Source organism: Bradyrhizobium sp. 61, from assembly GCF_023073075.1.
Taxonomy (GTDB): domain Bacteria; phylum Pseudomonadota; class Alphaproteobacteria; order Rhizobiales; family Xanthobacteraceae; genus Bradyrhizobium; species Bradyrhizobium barranii.
Map to the genome: position 1 here is coordinate 1 of NZ_JADPIU010000004.1, position 13100 is coordinate 13100.

General features: G+C 59.0%; 12 protein-coding genes. 6 read left to right on the plus strand and 6 right to left on the minus strand.

Annotated elements, in window-relative coordinates; all coding sequences use genetic code 11:
- The first annotated feature begins 1068 nt into the window (after window positions 1–1068).
- Complete coding sequence (locus IVB46_RS01225) at window positions 1069–1251, plus strand: hypothetical protein (RefSeq protein WP_247341681.1); 183 nt, start codon at window positions 1069–1071, stop codon at window positions 1249–1251.
- Between the two features lie 298 nt (window positions 1252–1549).
- On the opposite strand, the gene IVB46_RS01230 is transcribed toward IVB46_RS01225, so the two are convergent.
- The 3 genes from IVB46_RS01230 to IVB46_RS01240 form a co-directional block, all read right to left on the minus strand.
- Window positions 1550–2713 (minus strand): YncE family protein, encoded by a 1164-nt coding sequence (locus tag IVB46_RS01230; protein WP_247341686.1) that lies wholly within the window; start codon window positions 2711–2713, stop codon window positions 1550–1552.
- A 387-nt stretch (window positions 2714–3100) separates the two neighbouring features.
- Window positions 3101–3655, minus strand: a complete 555-nt coding sequence (locus IVB46_RS01235) for a thioredoxin family protein (RefSeq protein WP_247341688.1) — start codon at window positions 3653–3655, stop codon at window positions 3101–3103.
- Window positions 3656–3920: 265 nt separating this feature from the next.
- Window positions 3921–4763: a DUF1194 domain-containing protein gene (locus tag IVB46_RS01240; protein WP_247341717.1), complete on the minus strand. Its 843-nt coding sequence runs from the start codon at window positions 4761–4763 to the stop codon at window positions 3921–3923.
- Between the two features lie 1142 nt (window positions 4764–5905).
- Between IVB46_RS01240 and IVB46_RS01245 the strand changes: the two genes are divergently transcribed.
- The gene (locus tag IVB46_RS01245; RefSeq protein ID WP_247341691.1) at window positions 5906–6115 is read left to right on the plus strand and encodes a PRC-barrel domain-containing protein; all 210 of its coding nucleotides are present in this window, start codon (window positions 5906–5908) and stop codon (window positions 6113–6115) included.
- Window positions 6116–6589: 474 nt separating this feature from the next.
- Here the strand turns inward: IVB46_RS01245 and IVB46_RS01250 are convergent, their stop codons facing one another.
- The 3 genes from IVB46_RS01250 to IVB46_RS01260 all read right to left on the minus strand — a co-directional run bounded on the left by IVB46_RS01250 (window position 6590) and on the right by IVB46_RS01260 (window position 8997).
- The gene (locus IVB46_RS01250; protein WP_247341695.1) at window positions 6590–6790 is read right to left on the minus strand and encodes a PAS domain S-box protein; all 201 of its coding nucleotides are present in this window, start codon (window positions 6788–6790) and stop codon (window positions 6590–6592) included.
- Window positions 6787–7056: a PAS domain S-box protein gene (locus tag IVB46_RS01255; RefSeq protein WP_247341698.1), complete on the minus strand. Its 270-nt coding sequence runs from the start codon at window positions 7054–7056 to the stop codon at window positions 6787–6789. Before IVB46_RS01255 ends, IVB46_RS01250 begins: the two co-directional genes overlap by 4 nt.
- A gap of 564 nt (window positions 7057–7620) precedes the next feature.
- Complete coding sequence (locus IVB46_RS01260; protein WP_247341701.1) at window positions 7621–8997, minus strand: CoA transferase; 1377 nt, start codon at window positions 8995–8997, stop codon at window positions 7621–7623.
- A 763-nt stretch (window positions 8998–9760) separates the two neighbouring features.
- On the opposite strand from IVB46_RS01260, the gene IVB46_RS01265 reads away from it, so the two are divergent.
- The 4 genes from IVB46_RS01265 to IVB46_RS01280 all read left to right on the plus strand — a co-directional run bounded on the left by IVB46_RS01265 (window position 9761) and on the right by IVB46_RS01280 (window position 12302).
- Window positions 9761–10255: a hypothetical protein gene (locus IVB46_RS01265; protein WP_247341705.1), complete on the plus strand. Its 495-nt coding sequence runs from the start codon at window positions 9761–9763 to the stop codon at window positions 10253–10255.
- 663 nt (window positions 10256–10918) lie between these two features.
- On the plus strand, window positions 10919–11092 hold the full coding sequence (locus tag IVB46_RS01270; RefSeq protein WP_247341708.1) for a hypothetical protein: 174 nt from the start codon (window positions 10919–10921) through the stop codon (window positions 11090–11092).
- A gap of 248 nt (window positions 11093–11340) precedes the next feature.
- Window positions 11341–11532, plus strand: a complete 192-nt coding sequence (locus IVB46_RS01275; protein ID WP_247341711.1) for a hypothetical protein — start codon at window positions 11341–11343, stop codon at window positions 11530–11532.
- A gap of 485 nt (window positions 11533–12017) precedes the next feature.
- Entirely contained in the window at window positions 12018–12302 is a 285-nt protein-coding gene (locus IVB46_RS01280) for a hypothetical protein (RefSeq protein ID WP_247341714.1), read from the plus strand.
- Window positions 12303–13100 lie beyond the last annotated feature (798 nt).

Sequence of the window (13100 nt, forward strand, 5' to 3'; positions counted from 1 at the left end):
GGGGCTGCCAGGAAATATGCCGGCACATCGCGAAATGAGGCGTACGTCCTGACCTATCACCCCGTGCTCGGGGAACTTGAATGCCTACATAGCATAATTATGTGCCGATGTCTGGCTAGGCCCATGTCCGTTCAGGGTCGTGTGTCACGAACGCCGTCTGAGTACGACGGTGCGCAACTGTACGAGACATGAAGGAGGGCCCTTCGAGGTCGGCAATCAGGCGTTGATCTCAAGCCGCCGCGAGCTGCTGTCGTCAAAAGCGATGGTGGTGAACGTTGCGGGACAAGATTCCGGCAGGCAAGGTTGAGAGAGGCGAGCGCAAGCGAACCGCTGCGGAAGTGTCGAAAGCGGATTAGGCGATGTCAACACCGGGGGGGACCCTTCCTCCGGGATCAGCTTGGGAGGTATCCTGAACGGCCCAAGCGGCTCCGGCATGTAAGCGGCGCGAAGCTCAACCAGGCTCTTGTACGGAACGTGAGAACCTGATCGGCGATGCCAAGGGAAAAGGCGCAAGCGGCTCCAACCGCGAGGCCGAAAGTACCGATGCGCCGGGCAGGGGCGGACTGCTCGATGAAGCTGGTGTAATGCCGGCGGAGCGAAGGGAGCGGGCCATCGCCATTTGGCTTGGGTCAACCGGCAACGGGAGGAGCCCGATGTTCAGTGGAAGGAGGTAGCCTTCGCGCGGTGGCACGAGCCGGATGACGCGAGAGTGTCAAGTCCGGTTCTGTGAGGGGCTCGGGGTGAAATTCCCCGGGCCTACTCGGCATTCACGACGCTTCGACCAGACCCCGATCACTTCCGCTCTTCCACGAGTTAGCGGACCATTTCAGCGTTCGTCGGCATTTCTCAAAGGGCCAACAGCGGTCATTCCGCAACCGCGTAGATGAGTGCTGCCCTCACCGGGAAGCGAGGCGGCGCGTCGGGTGGAGCGGGCACAAAGGCCGCAAGCCATTTGAAGCGCCTCGCCTTTACGTTTTCGGTACGCAGGCTTGACCTTGACGCCCGCGCGTCGCAGGTTTCGGGGCGCCGCGCGCGGCTCGCGCGCCCAACAGACAGGATCCATCTTTCATGGCATTCGTGCAGTTCGCGCAACCGGACGATCAGCCCATCGTCATCAACACGGATAGGATCGTGACCGCCACACCACTGCCCGACGGACAAGGCACGCGCATCACCTTCAACAACGGTGGCCATCAGGACGTGAAGCAACTCATCGCTGACGTGCTGCGGAAGTTGAACATAAGCGCGTAGGCTCAGGACAACGCCGCCTGGGCGAACCATTCCGCCGATCAAGTGAGATCATGGACTTTCTTGAGTGCTGCCCAATGTCGCAGATGGGTCAGGAGCGCCGGTCGAAGGCTACGCCGCCGATGTCCGGTCTGCCCGATGCAGCGGACCTATGCGGTTTCCCGAACCTCTTCGCCGTCGGGCCAAGACCAGACACACAAAAGCACGCTCGCGGCGCTCCTTTTAAGAGTACATTGGAACCGGAAGGCGTGAGGGCGGAAGTGCTTTCCGCGGACCAAGTCCGCGGAAAGGGGACGCATGCCTACCGCGCTGGCGCGCGCATCGACGCCGGCTGGCCTGGCAGCTTCAGCCTGGGCCCTACCTCAGTCAGCTTGCCGCTGGCGAGCTGAAACACCTGCAGGTCCTTCTCGAAATAGTTGGCCACATACAGGTAGTCGCTGTTCGGACTGTAAGCGATACCCTCCGGCAGGCCGCCGAGCGGCGCACGCGCAGTCACCGTCAGCTTGCCGTCGGTGCCGATCGACATCAGAACGAGTTCGCCGGCTTTGGTCTTGAACCAGTCGCTGTCCTTGGCCGAGGTGCCGAGCAGCAGCGGGGTGGCTGCGGTCTTCCCATCCGGCGCGATGGCGAAGCCTTCCGGTCCGGTACCAGGGGTCATCACGTCGACCACGTGGGGATGTGGGCCGGTCGCTTCGATGATCACCTCGGCATCTGCGTTGTTCTTCTGTGCGCCCGTGTTCGAGGCGATGGCGTATTTGCCGTCTGGTGTGATGTCGATGTTGTAAGGATTGAATGCCGATGGAATGTCCATCGACTTGTCGTAGGTCACGTTTTGCCCATCGATCGCCAACACGCCGATCTTGTTCGCAAGGTTCAGGCAGACAAAGGCGCGCTTGCCATCGGGTGCGATGACAACGGCGGCAGCCTGTTGCTCCAGCGGTACCTCGCCTACGGTCTTGACCGTCAAGCCCTGGATCGAGACAACGGAGACACTCTTGCCGTCTCGATTGGCGATCAACGCAAGGTCGCCCTTCCTGGAGATCGACAGACCGGACGGCTGCCGCCCCACAGTAATCGTGTCTATCAATTTCGGCGGGTCAGCGGTGAGGTCAATAACGTACAGTTGGTCATCCGGGACCGGCTTCCAGGAGTTTCCGTCCTGCACGTGAGCCACGGAATTGGCGACCAGGCCCAGCTTGCCGTCTGGTGTGATCTGCAGGTTGGTTGGCGGGCCCAGCAGGGAATTCGCCAGCGGCAGGCTGGCGCGGATCTTGGGTTTGGCGGGGTCGGAGATATCCAGGACCAGCACAGCGTCATTACCCGGCGCGCCGTTCATCTGCCCTTCGGGACCATAGGTGATCTTGCTGTCGAGGCCGATCAGGATATCGTTGGTTCCGGCCTGCGCCCAGCCGCTGCCGACGATGCCGGCCAGGCACACGGCGCAAAGAGAACTGCGTAAAATCATGATGCGTTTTTCTCCCCGTCTCGACCCATTTCTCTAGATAAGCCTGTTCCGCCACCGTACTTCCCAGCCTTCAGGGCTGGCAACCATTTACCGCGCTGACGGGCGTGGGGACGTTCGCCAGCCCACGCGGGCGGACCATTGACCTTCGAGCAGCGCGCCGCGCAGCCGCGTGACGACCGCTTCGGGTCATTTTCGACTGACTTAGCCGGTTATCTCACCGGTTGATGTCCGTTTTGCCCCGGAAGCAGACCTGAAGGAGGAGGGGCGAATGCGGCCCCGGCAGCAGCCGCAGGGTCCTCGTGATGCCGCTAGTCAAATCGCACATGTGCAGCAAATGCCGCCGCACGCGGCGGTCTCAGATGCGCAACCTGTTGACAGGGATCGGCTTCATTCGTCCTTCCATTTGATCGAGCAGCCAATAGACGCCTTTTGGTCAGCCGGCGCCAGACCGGTGGTCGCAATCGCGCGCATGGCCTCGACAAGCTCTCGGGGCGCCCCCGCGCGAGGCGGAGTTGTGCGCCCTTCGTCGAGCCGGCCGCGATACTTGAGCTTGCGGTCGGCATCGTAACCGAAGAAGTCCGGCGTACAGACCGCCCCATACGCCCGAGCGACTGTCTGGGTCTCGTCGTGGAGATATGGAAACGGGAAATCATGAGCCTTCGCGAAACGCTTCATATTCTCAAATGAGTCTTCGGGATAGCTCGCCGTATCGTTCGAGCAAATCGCCGCAAAGCCTATGCTCTCCGACATCAGCACGCGGGCGTCCGAGACCATGCGGTCGATAACCGCTTTAACATAGGGACAATGGTTGCAGATGAAGACGACGACCGTGCCTTTTTCGCCCGCAACGTCGTCCAGTGCGTAAGTCTTGCCGTCGGTGGCCGGAAGCTGGAACACCGCCGCCGGCGTATCAAGAACGACTTGGGTAGCTGCTGTCGCCATATCGCATCTCCTTGTGCCCCGATATATGCTGACGACGGCCTGCTGGGGCACAGTTTCCAAAACCTGCTCGCCAGTCGCGTCGTTTTGGCCATACGTCAGCCATTTCCGGTCGACCCTTGACAGCCGCCATTTGGACGAGCGCGGGATTTCTTCGGTGTGGGCCACGAACGGACGTTAGCACCTCCAATGCGCGTCGGGCTGCGACCATGATAAACTGCTGTCTAAAGTTTGTTCGTCCGGCGGCTCTGAATGATTGTCTCGACACTCACCACCGGCCGCGCTCCTGCGATTTTTTTTCGCCGATCAGACAGGGCACCCGGGGCTCTTTCTCGGCGGCTGGGACGATCCCGCTCTCTGGCGTGAGGCCCGCAACTTCGCGAACAAGCTTGGTCCGGATCGCTTCCTGGAATTTTTCGCGATCTTTGATCGTCATGATGAAGGCGCCCGGCCCTCCGATCACGCAGTCCTCGTAATAGAGATCGAGGTTCTCGATATCGGTCGTCGAGAGGGATGGCTCCTTCACCATGATCGGGAGGCCGTTGATGATGATGCCTTTCTCCAGGGCAGCGTCGCGCGCGCCGGTTACGGGGGCTCCGTCGTTGTTCGGCCCATCGCCGGAAATGTCGATGACGCGCCGCAACCCGCGATACGGATTCTCTTCGAACAGCTGCAGTGCGAAATTAATCGCACCGGAAATCGAGGTACTCGAACCTCGGCGAACCGGCGTTTTCATGATCTCGGCGGCCACCGCATCCGCCGATTCCGGGCCGTCGATCACGCGCCAGGGAATGATGATCTTCTCGTCGCCTGACATCGACCACTCGAAATAGGTCACGGCCACCTTGCTGCCCGGAACGGCCCTCAGCGCCTGAAGGAAGTCTTTCGACACGATGGCCTGTGCATAGCCCTCGCGCTGAATGGCAAGTTCGTCCATATCCATCGAATAGGAGACGTCGACGGCGATAACGAGTTCGACATTGACGGATGATACATTGTGTTTGGTGTCGGCGAATCGAGATTTCGGGCTCGGCGCGGCAATGCCAGCAACGTCACCTCCGACTATCGTCCCCGCAACAAGCACCGCCCCGACCGAGACACACCAACGCATGGCGGCCCTTCCGTCCTTTGACGAGCATGGTGACACCCAAAACGCGCTCCGAAAAGCGGAAACATGCAATTGTCGTCCACGTTCGCAATAATCGAGGCGGCAGACGTTTCGGCTCGGCTATTCGCCGTGGCGCGGGAACGAAGTCAGCGACTGCCAGTGCTCAGATCGTCTGAATGCCCGGCAGGACAGCCTCGCCAAGGCGTTTTGAGTTGCGCTGGCCGTTAGCTCCCGGACCGATGCAAGAACGGATCCACGGACTCGACTAGCCGGGTCGCCAATTGGGCAACGGCAGGCGTGGATTGCTTATCGGGCGGCAGCGAGCCGACAGAATGGACCGCCAGTCCAGTACCAACGGCAAAGGCCGCTACCGCAATTGCAGCAAGATATTCGATCCTCATGGCGATGGTTCCTCCATCGACCCCACGAACTAACCGGACACGCCGATAAATGGTTCCGAGAGCGCTGTTTGACCCTAGCCCTTGGAACGCACGCTTGCGCGCCGTCCGGCAGGCATCCTCGTCAATCCGTTCGCGCGCGGTGAAGTGGGCCCGGATCTGTTCCACGCGGCAAGTTCCTCAATAGGTCGGCCGGCGCTCCAATTGTTTCCCTATTCCGTCCGGAACGGCGTCGCGACCAAAAATTGGGAACGAAAGCTCCGGTCAGGACTTTAGCAGCGTGAGACCGCCGCTCGCCGGTAACAACACGGCGCATGTCGCAGATAGCCAAAGGTCGTTACGAAAGACCCGCTGTTCTCAGAACAAGCGCTCGCGCAGATAGCCAAAAGCGGCGGTCTCCGGTTCAGTTCAGAATTCCCGGTCGTGCTCGCAAAGTGAAAGTTGTGGGAGGTAGGCGCATGCGTTGGGTCTCCGCTTCTTACCCGAAGGAGGCTCGTTATGCCCCACCGCATCGACATTGACCACACAAACAGCCGGGCCATCGTTCGAGAGATCGGCGAGAGATTGCGCGCGTCGGTGAGACCAGAGCCGGAACTACCAACAAGATTCAAAAGGCAAATTCACCGGCTCCGCGAATTGGAGGAAGGCTCACCGTCAATCGTTCCCAGTGCCGAGCACTGGAAAAGGTCTCGCCATTGAGCCAAACGCCATTGAGCCAAAGACGGCTCGGCCAAGCATGGATGAACAATGCCATCGGTGAAGGTCCATGCGTCAAATATTCTGAATGAGTACGGCGAGGCGCAAGCCGAATTGATCGGCAAAGCCGTCGTCCTTACCGACGGAAAGGCAGGCACGGTCGAGAACGTTTGGCTGGATGAACTACACGGGCTTCGGATTTCGATCAAAGGTCATGATGGAAGATGGCCGGTCTCAACCATCAAGTTCCCGGAGAACTAGACGTTCCCATTGCTGCGCGCGGCCTGGATCGCGCGCTCCTTTCAGAGCACTCCAATCAGGATGAAAATCCCGACCTCGGTCAGGAAAGCGACGCTCATGATCGCGACCGTAAGGAACGCGTCGCTCGCCGAGAGAGGGTTCATGAATGCCTCGCATCTTGCGAAGCCCCGGGAGTAAATCATTCAGGCTAGAAAATGTTTCGGTTCCAAACGGCGAGATGCGAGCGGCGTGGACATCCGAGGCGGCTTAAGGCAAAGCCCCCAGTAGGGTCAAAAGCGCTGGTTGAGAATCGTGGCAGATGGGTCCGTTTCACTAGTGATAGCAGACCTCGGCGGATCGCCGAGCAATTTCGCGTTAGGGCCAAAATGCAGAAGTCGCCACCGAAGGCGTTTACTGTTGCGCGGGGGAATCTGTTGGACCCAGCACGGGTATCTGCGTTCAAAATGGAGGGCCTCGCTCGACCCGCTCAAGTGCTCAGGATGAGCGGCTTGCAGCGCGCTCGCGTTCAACGCGGTCTGTTACGTCGCGTGCCACGGCGACCGCGCCTAGCACCACTTCACTTTCGGCGTCTTTGACAATCGCAAAGGTCATCTCGACATAAAGTTTGCGCCCGCTTTTGTGCAGAGCGCGGGTGAGTGTCGGCCGGCCCTGAAGTTTTAGAGCGCCCCGTGTCATTCTGCTTCGAAGCCGCTCCAGTGTGCGGTTCGCAGATGCTCGGGAATGATCAGATCGATGCTCTGGTCGAGCGCCTCCTCCGCAGAATAGCCAAACAAAGCGGTAGAGGCGCGGTTCCAGAGTATGATGGCTCCAGAGTGGTTTGCATAGATGACAGCGTCAGCGACTTGATCGAGAATCCAATCAGCCAATTTGGACCGATCTTCGATGGATGCGCTCCTTTTTGGATTGAGTTCCGCCGTTAGGGGTTTGAACACCCGCCGCACCGTAGCTCCGCGGGTGTCGTCAATGTCCCAAACCCGGCATCACCTGACCGTTGTAGAGGTCTGGTTTTGGCGAACCTTCGACGCTTAGAATGCCAAGTAGTTCGCGCTCCGCTAGCGCGAGGTATGATCGACCAGTGTATACTTGCCCGGCACCTGTGTTTTGAATTCGGTGATGACGGCCCCGACCCGGGGGGCACGGTGACGGTCTGAATTCCTTCAAGCGGCGCGGTTTCGAGCTCGCCAAGCGCGTAGACCTTGTCGAAGATTTCTCCAATGACGTGGAACGACGCGTGCAGTTCGGCTCGCCGACGCCAACGAAAATCCGGACCTTTTCGCCGACCTTGGCCTGCAGCGGGTGAAGCCGCGACAACGTCCCGACGGAGCCGTTGAAGACGAAATATTTCGGGCGTTCCTCAAGAGCATCTCCACGCTGAACTCAGCGCTGCCGTGCTGGCCGTAGGGCATATCGGAATAGATTTCGCCCTGCATGACGTAGATCGTCGCGATAGGCCATGAACAGCCGGTGTTGCGCATCCTTGGGTCGTTCATGGGGCCTTCACGTTCCTATGGATTGGCTGCCGCAACCTGTGGCGCTACGAACGGCTCCGTTCGGTGCACGATGCCTTCCTTATAAAATCCCTCTATTTCGGCTGCCGACAGGCCCAGCATCGTCGAAAGGATGTCAGTGGTATCGTCGCCGATCGACGGCGCGCCGCGCCAGATGCGCCCCGGTGTCAGCGACATCTTCGGCACGACGCCGAAGACTCGGATCGGCACGCCCGACTGTCGATCGAGCACCGGGACAGTCATATCACGAGCTGCGTAGTGCTCGTCGTTGTATTGGTCGCGCACGTTGAACACGCGAGCGCAACCTATCTGCGCCGCGTTCAGTGCGGCTTCAACGTCAACCGCCGTGTGTGCAGCACAGTAGTCGCGCAAGCGTCGGTCGAGCTCGCGCCCCTTCTCGGAGTTCACCGCCGCGGCGTCCTTCGAGCACTCATTGTAGCAGTATTCGACTGGGTCAAGACCGAGGAATCTCGGCACCCGGTCGTAGATCGCGCCGCCGAGCGCACCGATAAAGACCCAGCCGTCGCTGCATTTGAACGTGTCGTAGGGTTGAAAGCCCGGCGGCCGGTTGCCGGTATGCCCGGAGACCGCGCCCTCACCGGTAAAAATCGGAAGCGTATTGCCATTGGTCTGGGCGACCGCTTCAAACTGCGCGAGGTCGATCACCTGGCCGCGCCCGGTCTTCTTCACCTCCCACAGCGCCATCATCGTCGCTGCCCAGCCGGTTAGCGCGGTGACATAGTCGCCGGTATAGGATTTCGCGCGCTGCGGTGGACCGGCGGGGTCGCCGGTCAAATTCATCATGCCTCCATAGGCCTGCGCGATTGCATCGTAGCCCGGTCGCCCGAGATACTCCTGCTTTCCGTACTGACCGTAAGTGCTAACGCGCACGATCACGAGACTCGGGTTGACCGCTAGCGCCAGCTCGTTAGTGATGCTGTTACGTTCGCATGTGCCGGGTGCCGACGATTCCATCCATACGTCGGAAATCTTCCACAGCGCCATCAGCAGCTCGATACCGCGTGTCTTCTTGAAATCGAGCCCCATGGACAACTTGTTCTTCGTGACTTCGGCCTCATCGCCTCCGTGGGGGCGCGGCCCGCGAACCAACTGCGGCGCGGTGAAGCGGAAAACGTCGCCGCCCGGCTTCTCGACGTGGATTACCTCAGCGCCGAACTCTGCGAGCTTGGTGCCGATATAGGGCTGAGCGATCAGCTGCCCGGTGCCGACCGCACGGATGCCCTCCAACGGCCCGAATGCCGGCGTGACGCACGGCGTTTTCGGTCGCACAAGATGCTTGATCCAATCCGGGATGGTGCTTCGAAGTTGCTCAATCTTGTCCTCGTCCTTCACGAGCCTTGGATCGTGCGGCATGCAACTCCCCCTGTTGTGGGCATATGCAATTTGTGGACACATGCAATCGAAAGCTTCGATTCAAATCAAGATCGTTCACGAGCAGCAATCGGTCCGCTTCGAAGGCGAAATGGACCGACATTTTTTGCATGCCGTCAAGCCTCTTCGCTGCTGCTGACCATGACTGCTTCGGGTCAAGCGCTATCGAAATGAGTGTTCTCGCGACGTCCGCTTTCCTCCCGAAAGCGACCATATAGCGGACGTCTCAGATTGGCAGCTTCGTGCCACGAGCGGAAGCATTCCAGTTGAACAATAAGGCTTTTCGGTTCTGAAAACGATCAGATGAGACAGTGATACGACCTTGGGACAGTGTACCTGTCGGATTACATCGCTTGCGGTAATACAAGTTTGAGCGATGATATGCCGCTGCCCCCAGTCCGATCACTTAACGATGTAGCTTTTCGAACAATCATTCTGTTCTGATCGCGTGATGCGGAGCTGAAGACGGTACGCCGAGTGGGGTCCACCCAACGGATCGGTGGCCAACGCGGGCGCCGCCCGAGGCGCAACAACCAGCACTGGTCGATCACCAACCAAAAGGGAGGAGAGAGAGCACGGCGGCATCGTGACGGCGGTCGAGGTCCCGCACACACACACACACACACACACAACTCGCTTCTGGAGCTGTGTGCGGCAGCATAACGGATGTTGCCAGCTCTGCCCGATGCTCGACTTGGCGAAAAGCAAATATAACCTAATCATGGAGGGGAAAATGGAATCTCCCATGACCACCATCGTGTCTTCAGGCGTCTTGTCCGTGGCGTTATGGCTGACCGCAAATGCCGGCGAGAAGATCACTGGCCGCAATTCAGATTACCAGCTGCTATCCGAATTCACCGCTACGATTCTGGACAAGCCCGGTCATATACTCAGACAAAGGACTACGACATATAAAGGGACTAGCAGCTCTGCGCGCCTTGGCGACTTCTGGGCCACTCAAGCTGCGCAGGAGGAGGTCATCGGTCGGGATATCACGACCAAGGGCTACATTACAGGTCACTTTGCCAATGGCGATGTTGCCTACGTTTCCTATGAAGGCACCGCCAAGGTCACCCCCAAGGAGCCTGGCGCATTCGAGACGGTAGCGCAGGGTAAGTTTGAATGGACAGGCGGCACAGGTAAACACGATGTCAAAGGGCCGGGCACCTACACCTGCAATTTCACTCAATCCGGCGGCGGGTGCGATTGGCAAGGCGAGGCGGAATTCTCGGGAATGTAGTGGCTGCGACGGTCGCCGGATTTCTCGAGCCGTTTGGGTCGACGCTAACCGCGGCCGGGATAATCTTCGTTTGTGGGATGTCGGCTTTGGGCCCAAAAGCGGCCCTCCGGCGCCCGCATACGGCAGGTCCGATCTACCATTGATAGCGGACCTATCCTGCCCCGAAATATGAACTGACAAATAGCAAAGAACTAAGCAGCAGCAGTTAGATCATGCTCAGCGTTAGCGGAGCAGTCCTTAAATGCTTTGAGAGTGCAGCAGTCGCCAAATGCTCCCAGTACTCGGCCTCAGCGATCAGCTTCCGGCTTCTGTCAGGATGATGCGCGGCGCTCTGTCGGCACAGCAACGCCATCGCGCGCAAGCGCCGTACGGTTTCCACTCTGACCCTCCCGCTATTTTTTCCATGCTTTTCCCACCTTATTTTTTGTTTTCGCGTCAGTGTCATCACCATTATATCAAAAAACGATTTTTCGGGTGTTCGGTACGATGAACCAACAATCGATGCCGCGCTTGCTGCGAATAAGTTTCGCTTTCGCTTCACTTCGGCTCATTTGCACGTGCGCCGTTGGTCGTTCCGTACTTGGAACCCTTTGCGTATCGTCGATCTTTGGCGTCTACTTCACATTGAATTTCAGAACGATCAGATTTTTAGGACGAAGGCCCATGAGCGTTAAAGCCATGATGGCGACGATCCTCAAGAACCAGATGGCGATACGCGGCGTGCATTCGTTGACGCCGTCTGACTACGAGGAGATCGTAGAGCTGCTAATCGAGCAGCTCAGAGAGCTGGAGCTTAACTTGGCCGCGCGCGAGATAGCGGACAGGCATGAGCCGTAAGTGGCCCCAGCTCCAATGGCCAATGCTATCAGCCCCTCCATATGTCCCTACCCACTTTGCGCCACGTCTGGGCTTGATTTGATAGACGACACTACTAACCTTGTAATCGAAAGAATGATTGCAGCGACCGAATTTGTCGCCAGTGCGCTCAGATGATTTTGACCAGACTGCTTAGGCTGCCATTATTCATGGCCAACTCTTCCCTTTTTAAGGAAGTAATTGCGACCACGCCCGTCGGGAGATGGACGATGACCGAAGAAAGAATTGCTCGTTTACGGACCCATAGAAACAATATTGATCGGTATCGGCGCCTGCTCAAAACGAATCTAAGTGAGATTGAACGGCAGTATCTCGAAAAGCGGCTTTCCGAAGAACAGGCTGCCATGGAAATAAACTTGAGCGCGGTTGAGCCGCTGCCGACTATGGTGGGGCCGAAATGACCACTCGGCTACCATCGTCGGCATGCCCAATCGCATTGTTGGATGACCAATCTCGGAGCCGTCCAGCCTGGACTTGGTGGGCGACACGGTCGACAACGCGATGACGGCCGTCGCGCGACCAGTCCGGTGCTCGCGCGATGAACGATCAGGTCGAACCACTCCTCCATTTCAGAATTGAAGTAAGCAACCGATCCCCGAGAGCCGCCACGTTCTCAGACGACAAAGTTTGATCCCGAACCTATTTTGCTCGGGTAGATCGGTAGCAGCTACTGCTGCTGACAGACCGGCGTACTTGACGCAAGACCGCCTTTCGGCGAACGCTGCGTTGGCCACACCGCGCTCTGCGCCGCGAGCAGCTCCCAAGAAACGCGCGTCTGCTTGAGTACCTCCTAATGGTAGGCGCCCGATCTATCCATTGTTCGCGACGATCGGCATGATGCAAGCCTATACGCCGGGAGGTAAAGACAATGACAAATAACCGCCTCGTGCGGCAACTGCCGATCGCTCGCATCCGCAAGACCGGCATCATCGGAGCAGCAATTCTCTTGCTCGGGCCGATGGCCGCTTCCAACGTTCTTGGAGTAGGAACGCGCATCTCTCAAGGCTTCGAACCGTTCGAGAAATCAGCGAATGAGCGCGTCGCTCAAGCCTTCGAGGAGATTACCGACCTCGCGTCCATCCCTGACGAGCTGAAGACTGCGCTGGCGTCGCTGAGCCAGATCGTCCAGAGCGCGCAGACGCCGCCGGTTAAGGCTGAAGGCAATGAATGACCTGATCTGCGCGAAGTCGGCAACAGGGGATGATGTGAATTGCAAGCCGGGCGATCGATCTCTTCCTTGTTCAAGGGCTATGCCCAGCCGCTAGCCGGAGCAAATGTGCGGGCATTGCACTGGCGATGCCGACCGACATCGCCTCCTGCCCGAGCGAAACCGCATAGGTCGCGAGCCGGCTGGTACGCTGCAATGCGACGGCCTTTCTGTCAAAAAGTCGCAGGAGCACCATGGCCCGATAAAGCCCGACGAGCAGCTGGCATCGGTGGCGAACGCAGGGAGCGGCTGGTCTATAGAGCCGTCTGACGCGAGGTAGTTGCGGCGGCGCACCTCGAAGTGCGCGATCACCGGGAGCCCTTCGTTTGCCACCCTTTTGCTGGCCACGGTCTCGCTCCGGGAACGATTTCGCCCCCCACAGTTCACTTGGTGCTGGTGCCGCGACGTTGCAATACCGTGGGTGAGTCCCCTCGGCGCGCAGGGGCACTGCCGCTCTGCGGTTATGGGGCTCCATGCGACATGGAAGCGGCACTGCCACGGTGGTATATCAAACCATGGCGAATGGTCAGGCTGTCCTGGTAACAACTGAACCGCGAGGTGGCGGCACAGCCCTTCGCTCGGTCTGCGACGAACCGACACATCGCGTGTCAGCCGCGATCCTCGAACACGGCACGCCCTGCCTCGCTTTCGCGCTGCGTGAGTCGGCGCATGTGAACATCTGGAAGAACCGATTGTCGGAGCATGGGCTTCCCGTTGGTCCGTGGTTGCGCTCGCTCAAGCAGGCCGTTGTCGAGCGTCGCG